Source organism: Acinetobacter sp. YH12201 (assembly GCF_013418145.1).
Taxonomy (GTDB): domain Bacteria; phylum Pseudomonadota; class Gammaproteobacteria; order Pseudomonadales; family Moraxellaceae; genus Acinetobacter.
Window position 1 is genome coordinate 1 of the sequence record NZ_VPCP01000105.1, and the last position, 8,199, is coordinate 8,199.

Annotated in this window: 10 protein-coding genes and 1 pseudogene; all 11 read left to right on the plus strand. The window is 39.4% G+C overall.

Features of this window, described 5'->3' with window-relative positions; genetic code table 11:
• Positions 1-277 precede the first annotated feature (277 nt).
• Positions 278-625 (plus strand): rhodanese-like domain-containing protein, encoded by a 348-nt coding sequence (locus FTU91_RS14710; protein WP_086197098.1) that lies wholly within the window; start codon positions 278-280, stop codon positions 623-625.
• A gap of 49 nt (positions 626-674) precedes the next feature.
• A complete protein-coding gene (locus FTU91_RS14715) occupies positions 675-1,547 on the plus strand; it encodes an MBL fold metallo-hydrolase (protein WP_180082706.1) in 873 nt (290 codons plus the stop codon).
• Between the two features lie 249 nt (positions 1,548-1,796).
• Positions 1,797-2,207 (plus strand): DUF2946 domain-containing protein, encoded by a 411-nt coding sequence (locus FTU91_RS14720; RefSeq protein ID WP_121523966.1) that lies wholly within the window; start codon positions 1,797-1,799, stop codon positions 2,205-2,207.
• Positions 2,208-2,273: 66 nt separating this feature from the next.
• On the plus strand, positions 2,274-2,471 hold the full coding sequence (locus FTU91_RS14725) for a hypothetical protein (protein ID WP_121523968.1): 198 nt from the start codon (positions 2,274-2,276) through the stop codon (positions 2,469-2,471).
• Positions 2,468-3,913 (plus strand): cytochrome ubiquinol oxidase subunit I, encoded by a 1,446-nt coding sequence (locus tag FTU91_RS14730; RefSeq protein ID WP_086197094.1) that lies wholly within the window; start codon positions 2,468-2,470, stop codon positions 3,911-3,913. Before FTU91_RS14725 ends, FTU91_RS14730 begins: the two co-directional genes overlap by 4 nt.
• Entirely contained in the window at positions 3,910-4,914 is a 1,005-nt protein-coding gene (gene cydB / locus FTU91_RS14735; protein ID WP_086197093.1) for a cytochrome d ubiquinol oxidase subunit II, read from the plus strand. Before FTU91_RS14730 ends, cydB begins: the two co-directional genes overlap by 4 nt.
• A 251-nt stretch (positions 4,915-5,165) precedes the next feature.
• Entirely contained in the window at positions 5,166-5,486 is a 321-nt protein-coding gene (locus FTU91_RS14740) for a hypothetical protein (protein ID WP_026438522.1), read from the plus strand.
• Positions 5,487-5,914: 428 nt separating this feature from the next.
• A complete protein-coding gene (locus FTU91_RS16475) occupies positions 5,915-6,250 on the plus strand; it encodes a twin-arginine translocation signal domain-containing protein (protein WP_218944793.1) in 336 nt (111 codons plus the stop codon).
• Positions 6,251-6,256: 6 nt separating this feature from the next.
• On the plus strand, positions 6,257-7,225 hold the full coding sequence (locus FTU91_RS14745) for an FAD/NAD(P)-binding oxidoreductase (protein ID WP_218944794.1): 969 nt from the start codon (positions 6,257-6,259) through the stop codon (positions 7,223-7,225).
• 27 nt (positions 7,226-7,252) lie between these two features.
• On the plus strand, positions 7,253-7,585 hold the full coding sequence (locus FTU91_RS14750) for a hypothetical protein (RefSeq protein WP_004973783.1): 333 nt from the start codon (positions 7,253-7,255) through the stop codon (positions 7,583-7,585).
• 86 nt (positions 7,586-7,671) lie between these two features.
• Positions 7,672-7,775, plus strand: a pseudogene (locus FTU91_RS16710) (transposase); the annotation flags it as partial.
• Between the last annotated feature and the right edge of the window lie 424 nt (positions 7,776-8,199).

The window sequence follows — 8,199 nt, forward strand, 5'->3', positions numbered from 1 at the left end:
GGATAATCTTTTTCAGATTCAATCAATAATTGAACCGCTCTTTCTCTGATTTCAGGGGTATATTTTAATTTTGTCATCGGGATAGTCTCTCAGAATATTGACTCTCCGACAAACCCGGTACGGTTCAGTTTGGTTATTAAAAAGTCATTGTATTTTCTATGAGGATAGATTTGAAGTTTAACCCAAGATTGGCTTATATTTATTTTACTACTTATTTTTATTTTAAATCCTTATAAATATAAGTCGCGGATAACAACTGTTCTAATAGAGGAAAATCATGTTTAATATTCTGATGTATCTACCTTGGGGCAAGGTGCCTGAAATCACTTGTCAGGAATTATTACAGAAACAGGAAATTGTACAGATTGTTGATGTCCGAAGTGCTCAAGAGTTTAAACACAGTCATATAAAAGGTGCTGTTAATTTACCTATTACACAGTTGAATGAATCTACAATACAGTCATTGGGGCTCAATCTGGATCAGCCCGTGGTGACCATTTGTTTATCGGCGCACCGGAGCATTCCAGCGACACGCAGATTGGCCAAGATGGGATATTCAGTCACACAGTTAAAAGGTGGTATGAAATCTTGGTGGAAAAATGGCCTGCCTTGTATCAAAAACTAAGTTTTAAATATGCTCTGTGAGCTTCTAAATTTTAAAAAGGAGTAAGACTATGTCGACTCAACCAAATGTAAAAGATTTTTTTGATCCTAAAACAAATACATTCAGTTATGTAGTTTCAGATCCAGGTACAAAACAATGTGCGATTATCGACAGTGTTCTCGATTATGACTCTGCTTCAGCAGTGACATCTACCACGCATGCCGATCAAATCATCGCGTATGTCAAAGAGCAGGGCTTACTGGTTGAGTGGGTTTTGGAAACGCATGTACATGCAGATCATTTAACAGCAGCACAGTATTTAAAACAGCAGCTCGGTGGAAAAACAGCGATGAGCAAACGGATTTCATTGGTACAGGAAACCTTTAGCTCAATCTATAACATTGATATCAAACAGTTCAATGCTTTCCAGACATTTGATCATGTATTCCAGGATCATGAAAAATTTCATATTGGCAACTTACAAGCCTATAATATTCCTACCCCTGGACATACACCTGCATGCTTGAGTTATGTGATTGGAGATGCTGTTTTTGTAGGTGATACCTTGTTTATGCCTGATTATGGAACGGCACGATGTGATTTTCCGAAGGGCAATGCTGAAACTTTATTTGATTCTGTGCAGACCCTCTATCAGTTGCCTGAAGAAACTCGTGTTTTCCTGTGTCATGACTATTTACCGGAATCACGTCATGACTATATCTGTGAAACCGATATCAAAACTCAGAAAAAGTCTAATATTCATATTCATACTGGTACAGAAAAAGCGGAGTTTGTTGCAATGCGTCAAAAACGTGATGCAACCTTAAGAATGCCTGAACTGATTTTGCCATCCATTCAGATTAATATGAATGCAGGACGTTTTCCTCAGCCAGAAAAAAATGGCGTATCTTACTTAAAATTGCCTCTCAATTATTTCAAGTAAGCAAAGTATTCTTCTGAACACTTTTTGTACAATACATAACTTTCTCCTGCATCAATCGTAAGAGAAAGTTTTTTAAATTTTAAGCATTTAATTTAATTGACTTTTTATTTATTTATTTTGCTTTTCAAAACTAAGTATATATTATATATTTGTAGAATGAAAAGTTGAGTAAATACGTAGGAATTTATCTTTAAATTTCATGTTTTTATTCAGCGTATCCCTCTTATTCGATGCCAGTCGAGAGAAAACTTGCTGAAGCGAAGTGGAATCTTTATTGCATTTGCAGCCATACTTTTGCAAATTGCAGTATATTTACAGCCTCTGCTGCCGGAAAAATTTCACATTGCTCCGGTCTGTATGTCGATTACCCACAATCTTCTTTCGCCTGTCGATCATCATCATGTCCACTCAGTTCATCATGAGCTGCTCAAGGATTTGATTCCTCAACATTCCCACGATCACAATAAACATAACCATCAATGCCAATATTGTACGGTTTATGGTGATTTGGTACTGCCATTTAAGCTGGGGATTGATGAAGTTCTGGACCGGATTCAGGTTCGACTTAATTTCTATCAGCCTGTCTTCCGGCATGTCTATTTCAGCTTACAGAAGTTGTATTTGCTGCCGCAGGGCAGGGCGCCTCCTTTGGCTCTTTAGGACATGATTGGTCACGTCAAACAGTTGTTTTGTTTGCACTACACAACATCTTAAAGAGTTTTAATCATGAGAATTCAGTTTTCGCTGTTCGCTAACAGTGTAATGGTTTCGTTCGCCCTCAAAAAAGTCTATAGCGTATCTGGTATACGGGTTTCATCCCTATACCAGAAGATCGATGTCTGGCAAGGGGTGTCAGTTTCACTGCATCAATCGGTGCTGTTGATGTCCTCCCTGTATTCAATTGATCAGCAGGAGGCAGCATGAATTTAGGGCTAACCGCGCTGGAACTGGCACGTATCCAGTTTGCATTTACCGTATCATTTCATATTATTTTCCCGGCAATTTCTATTGGTTTAGCCAGTTTTCTGGCCGTTCTGGAATGGCGTTGGCTTAAAACTAACGATCCAGTATACCGGGACTTATTTAAGTTCTGGATCAAAGTCTTTGCACTGTCCTTTGGTATGGGCGTGGTCTCTGGCGTGGTGATGAGCTATCAGTTTGGTACCAACTGGAGTGAGTTTTCACGGATTTCCGGCAGTGTCACAGGACCATTACTCGCTTATGAGGTTTTAAGTGCGTTTTTCCTTGAAGCCGGTTTTCTGGGGATTATGTTATTTGGTTGGGGCCGAGTGGGACCGAAAACCCATTTTTTCGCAACGCTGATGGTGGCTATAGGCACCTGTATTTCAATGTTCTGGATTCTGTCCTCGAATAGCTGGATGCAAACCCCTCAGGGCTTCACCATTGAAAATGGCATTATTGTCCCGCAAGACTGGTTTGCCATTGTCTTTAATCCATCTTTCCCTTATCGATTGGCACATATGGCAATGGCTTCCTTTCTGGTCTCTGCTTTGCTAGTAGCTTCCACAGCCGCATTTCATTTATTAAAAGGCCGTCGTGATGCCTTGGTGAAAAAATCATTTTCCATGGCCATGTGGATGATTCTGGCATTGGCACCTCTACAAATGTTTGTCGGAGATATGCATGGCTTGAATACCCTGGAACACCAACCAGCCAAACTGGCAGCTATGGAAGGACACTGGGAAACCAATAAAGATCATGGCATGCCACTGTATTTATTTGGTATTCCAGATATGGAAGCAGAAGAAACCAAGTATGCGATCGGAATTCCGAATCTGGGCAGTCTGATCATGACACATACCTTAGATGGTGAAGTCAAAGGCTTAAAGGAATTTGCACCTGAAGACCGTCCAAACTCGCTGGTCATATTCTGGAGTTTCCGGATTATGGTCGGACTGGGTGTACTGATGATTTTAATGGCAGTTCTAGGTGCATGGCTAAGAAAAACTGACAAGTTCTATGACTCGGTATGGTTGCATAGATTTGCCCTATATATGGGACCTTCAGGATTTATCGCTTTGCTTGCAGGTTGGTTTACCACTGAAGTCGGTCGTCAACCCTGGGTGGTTTATGGCATTTTACGGACCAAAGATACGCTTTCTCCCGTTTCAGCGGAACAGGTGGGTTTAACCCTGATCATTTTTGTAATGGTCTACTTTATTGTGTTTGGTGTTGGCATTTTCTACATGCTGAAATTGATGCGTAAAGGTCCGGAGTTTATACATTCGGCACCCCATAGTGAGCAGGCGGTCATACAGGCATCAAAACGTCCTTTAAGTACAATTGATGAGGAGAGCGATCTGGATAAAGTAAGTCCTACACAATCTCAGGAGAATCAAAAATGATCGATTTATCATTAATTTGGATTCTAATTATTGGATTAGGAGTGCTGATCTATGTCGTGCTAGATGGTTTTGATCTCGGTATCGGTATTCTATTTCCCTTTATTGGTGATCGACAGGAACGTGATGTTATGATGAATACCGTCGCGCCCGTCTGGGATGGCAATGAAACCTGGATGGTACTGGGTGGTGCAGGATTATTTGCTGCATTTCCCTTAGTGTATTCCACTGTACTGTCCGCCCTGTATATCCCAATCATTCTAATGGTGATCGCGCTGATCTTCCGGGGCGTTGCCTTCGAATTCCGGTTTAAGGCCAATAAAACCAAACATTTATGGGATCAGGCCTTTATTTGGGGGTCGATCTTGAGCTCATTTTTCCAAGGACTGATTTTGGGAGCCTATATTCAGGGGATTGAAACCACGAATGGCATCTATACTGGCGGCGGTCTGGATTGGTTAACACCTTTTTCCCTGTTTACCGGTTTAAGTGTAGTCGTATTGTATGCAACGCTAGGATGTGGCTGGTTGATCTTTAAAACCGAAAAAATGCTGCAGAACCGCATGTTTGAATTGATGCCAAAACTGCTGATTTCATTACTGATGATTTTTGTTTGTGTCAGCATCTATACGCCTTTGGCTCATCCTCAAATTGCAGAACGCTGGTTCAGTCAACCGCAACTCTTTTATTTTAGCCCGGTACCCGTACTGGTTCTGCTGTTTACTTTCCTGGCAATCAAAGCCTGTAAGCAGCGCAAAGAGTTCCTGCCATTCATTTATACTTTGGCTTTGGTGATTCTCGCTTATAGCGGTTTTCTGATTAGTTTATGGCCTTATGTCATTCCACCATCCATCACTATTTGGGAGGCTGCAGCACCTGCCAGTAGTCAATTGTTCGCCCTTATTGGCGCACTGATTTTAATTCCGATCATTCTTATTTATACCGGACTATCGTATTGGGTTTTCAGGGATAAAGTGCGCGTGGGTGATGAGGGTTATCATTAAGGAGGCTGAATGAAAATTTCTGAATTGAAATGGTTTATTGGCTTATGGCTGGCTGGTTTTTTAAGCTTGGCCTTGGTCGCAGGACTGTTTAGATTTCTGTTAAAATTGGCGTATTAAGTTTTAAACACAGGTCAGTGAGGTTTTCCTTACTGACCTATTTTCTATAGAGGTTCAGTTTTTTTAGATGCAAAAAATTGCTGGATCTGAATAAGTTTGATGAGAGATTTGGACTAAAAATAAATGAGGAGTAAATGATGAAAAACCATCTTTTTTGTGTAGGCATTGAATTTAAAAAAGCATCGGATCCATCGGAATCCTATGCGTATGTGACAGCTTATTTAGGCGCAAAAAACATTGATGAAGCAATTCAACGGGTAGAAAAACAGCTGGAGCAAGAAGGAAATGAAATCCTATTTGTCCGCGGCTGCTGGGTCGTCGATTCAGACTGTGATGATGGTTTCTGTCCAACAGATGAGAGTAGGACGCTAGCAAACAATGATTTGCTTTTTAATGACCAGATCAAGTTTGGAAAATTACAAGAATGGTCAATCAATAATAACTACGAATACTAATTTCGTAAGTGATGCATCAGTTGGTTTTTTCTTTCTGATGCTGTAGTACTGTTTTCAATTTAATATATTAATCTAGGCTCTTAGCACATACTAACCAAGCATCAAAAAAGTGATTTAATGAGATAAATTTGTATATAATTTAATCTGCTTGTAAATAAAAATATAACAGGCTAAAAGAACCTATACAAAAAATCAGCATCAGGATTGATCAATTATAGTGCTTTGGTCGGCTATGAAAAATTTTGTTTTTTAAGCAAAATTAACTAGATAGTATAATCTCATCTATTCGAATTTTATTAGGATCAGAAGACTAGAATGGATTGATGTTAGTGATCTACATATGACCTAAGATCAGAAATGAAATAGAGATTCTAAAGCCGGTCATTGAATAACACTTTAACGATAAAAAAGATTCGAAAGGAGAATACATGAGTATTCGTAATAATCGACGGGATTTTCTAAAAATGGCAGCTGGTGTCGGACTCATCACTACAGCAGGTCTGCATTTAAGTCATACCACTCAGGCTTCAGCAGAAACGAATGCGGTTACTGTGGTTGTAGTAGGAGCAGGATTGGCCGGGCTGGCAGCGATTAACCGCTTAAGCAAACAGTTGCCGAATGCCAAGCTAATACTTATTGATCATAATACCACGCATCGATATCAACCAGGTTATACCTTATTGGCAACTGGGATATGGCAATCAGTTGATAAAGTATTAAATGATAATACAAGCCTTGTACCCAAAGATGTGAATTGGATTTAATCTAATGTGCAAGCATTTGAGCCTGACCAAAATAAAATAGTGACAGAGGCAGGTGAAACAATAAAGTATGATTTTTTGGTGGTTGCTACCGGACTGCGTTTAGGGTATGAACAAATTCAAGGTTTATCCAAAAGTGATTTGGGTAAAAATGGAATTGGTAGTGTCTATGCTAGCCCCGAAATAGCTTTAGCAACTTGGCATCAGATGGACAAATTTCGAAAACGTGGTGGACGAGCGGTAATGACTATGGCGCATACGGATATGAAATGTGCAGGTGCACCGTTAAAAATGACATTCATGTTATATGACCGCTTGCAACAAGCTGGGACACTGAGCAATAGCCAAATCGATTTTTTTAGTCCAAGCAAACAAGTCTTTAGTGTTCCTAAGGTCAATGAAAATGTGCTTAACCGTTGGCAATCACTTGAAAAACCAATTGATGTTTATTTTGAACGAAAATTAACAGGTATTGACGTCGATAAGAAAACTGCATTTTTTGTCGATACACAGGGAAATCAGCATACAGAAATGTATGATTTTATACATCTTGTGCCACCAATGGTTGCTGTAGATAGTGTAAAAAACAGCCCGCTTGCTAATTCTATTGGCTGGCTAGAGGTTGATAAATATACATTGCAACACACCCGCTACTCTAATGTTTTTGGATTAGGTGATATCAATGGCACTCCAAAAGGTAAAACTGCAGCTACAGTCAAGTTATCTGCTCCAGTGGTAGTACAAAATTTGATTGATGTGATGAAAGGTCAGTTACCAAGTCAGAAGTTTAATGGTTATACCTCTTGTCCACTTTTAATTGAAGAGGGTAAAGCAATGTTGGTTGAATTTGACTATGAAAATAATTTAACACCCACTGTACCATTTGTTGATCCATTGAAAGAAAGTTACTTTGCTTGGTTTTTAGAGGAAATGATGCTCAAGCCAGCCTACATGGCTGTAGCGAAAGGGCGTGTTTAATTTGCCAATCAGGAACAGGAAATTATAATGATAATTTATCAAATGCTGATGATGTTGTGGGAGGCCATACTAGAAAATGGGCTTCTCGTTGTAATACTGCTCACCCTGCTAATCATGCCATGGTTATATTGGCTAATCAAAAATAGGCAAAAAACATTCAATCATCGACGTAGCGCTTGGATAGCTTTAGGTATTGCTATATTGGGATTCTTTTTCCTACCTTTATACTTTTCCGCTACTTTGTTCGATCTCAGTTATTGGGTTGATTGGGCATTTCATATCGCGATGGTCGTAGCTGTTTTCGTTTATAGCTATTTAGTTTGGTTGCCATTAACAGCAAAATACAAGACTATTAAATAGGGTAAAGTATTTGGTGAATCCCACTTTTTTATTAGGGGCTGCTGAGAATTAGCCAAATTAGGATGATAAATCTATAATGGCTAGACCACGGGTGCAGAGATAAAAATAATAGACTATTTCTTAAATCTGTACTGAGTGGATTGCTCGAACCGGTAGTCCCTGGCGTGATTTACCTCCAGAATTAGGTAAAGGAATACTATCTTAAAGGTTATAGAGACTGGGTGAAATCCAGTGTATGTGAAACAATACTTGCGGTGATTAATGATGATGTCGAGATAGAATTTGCCATGATTGAGGTGAAATATGGTCTTGACCGTCAATCAAGCTTTGAGATTATTTGACCGATATACGGTCTGATATTTTAGCATGCCATAACACAGATATACAGGCTTGTGCATTGTTGCACTCAATGTACCCATTTTACTCTTATCCAGACTTAACAACCATTGATTAATTCTCAGTACATCCTATTTCTTCTTGTTATTGGACAGAGGTGGTTCCACTTGTTTGAACAACTAAAAGCGTATTTATAAGTGATATTCCGCTCTAGTTAAGCCACCTTGTTTTGTTGGGGTAGCTGATCATAGTAAAACTCATTTGGTGTCATTTTGTCT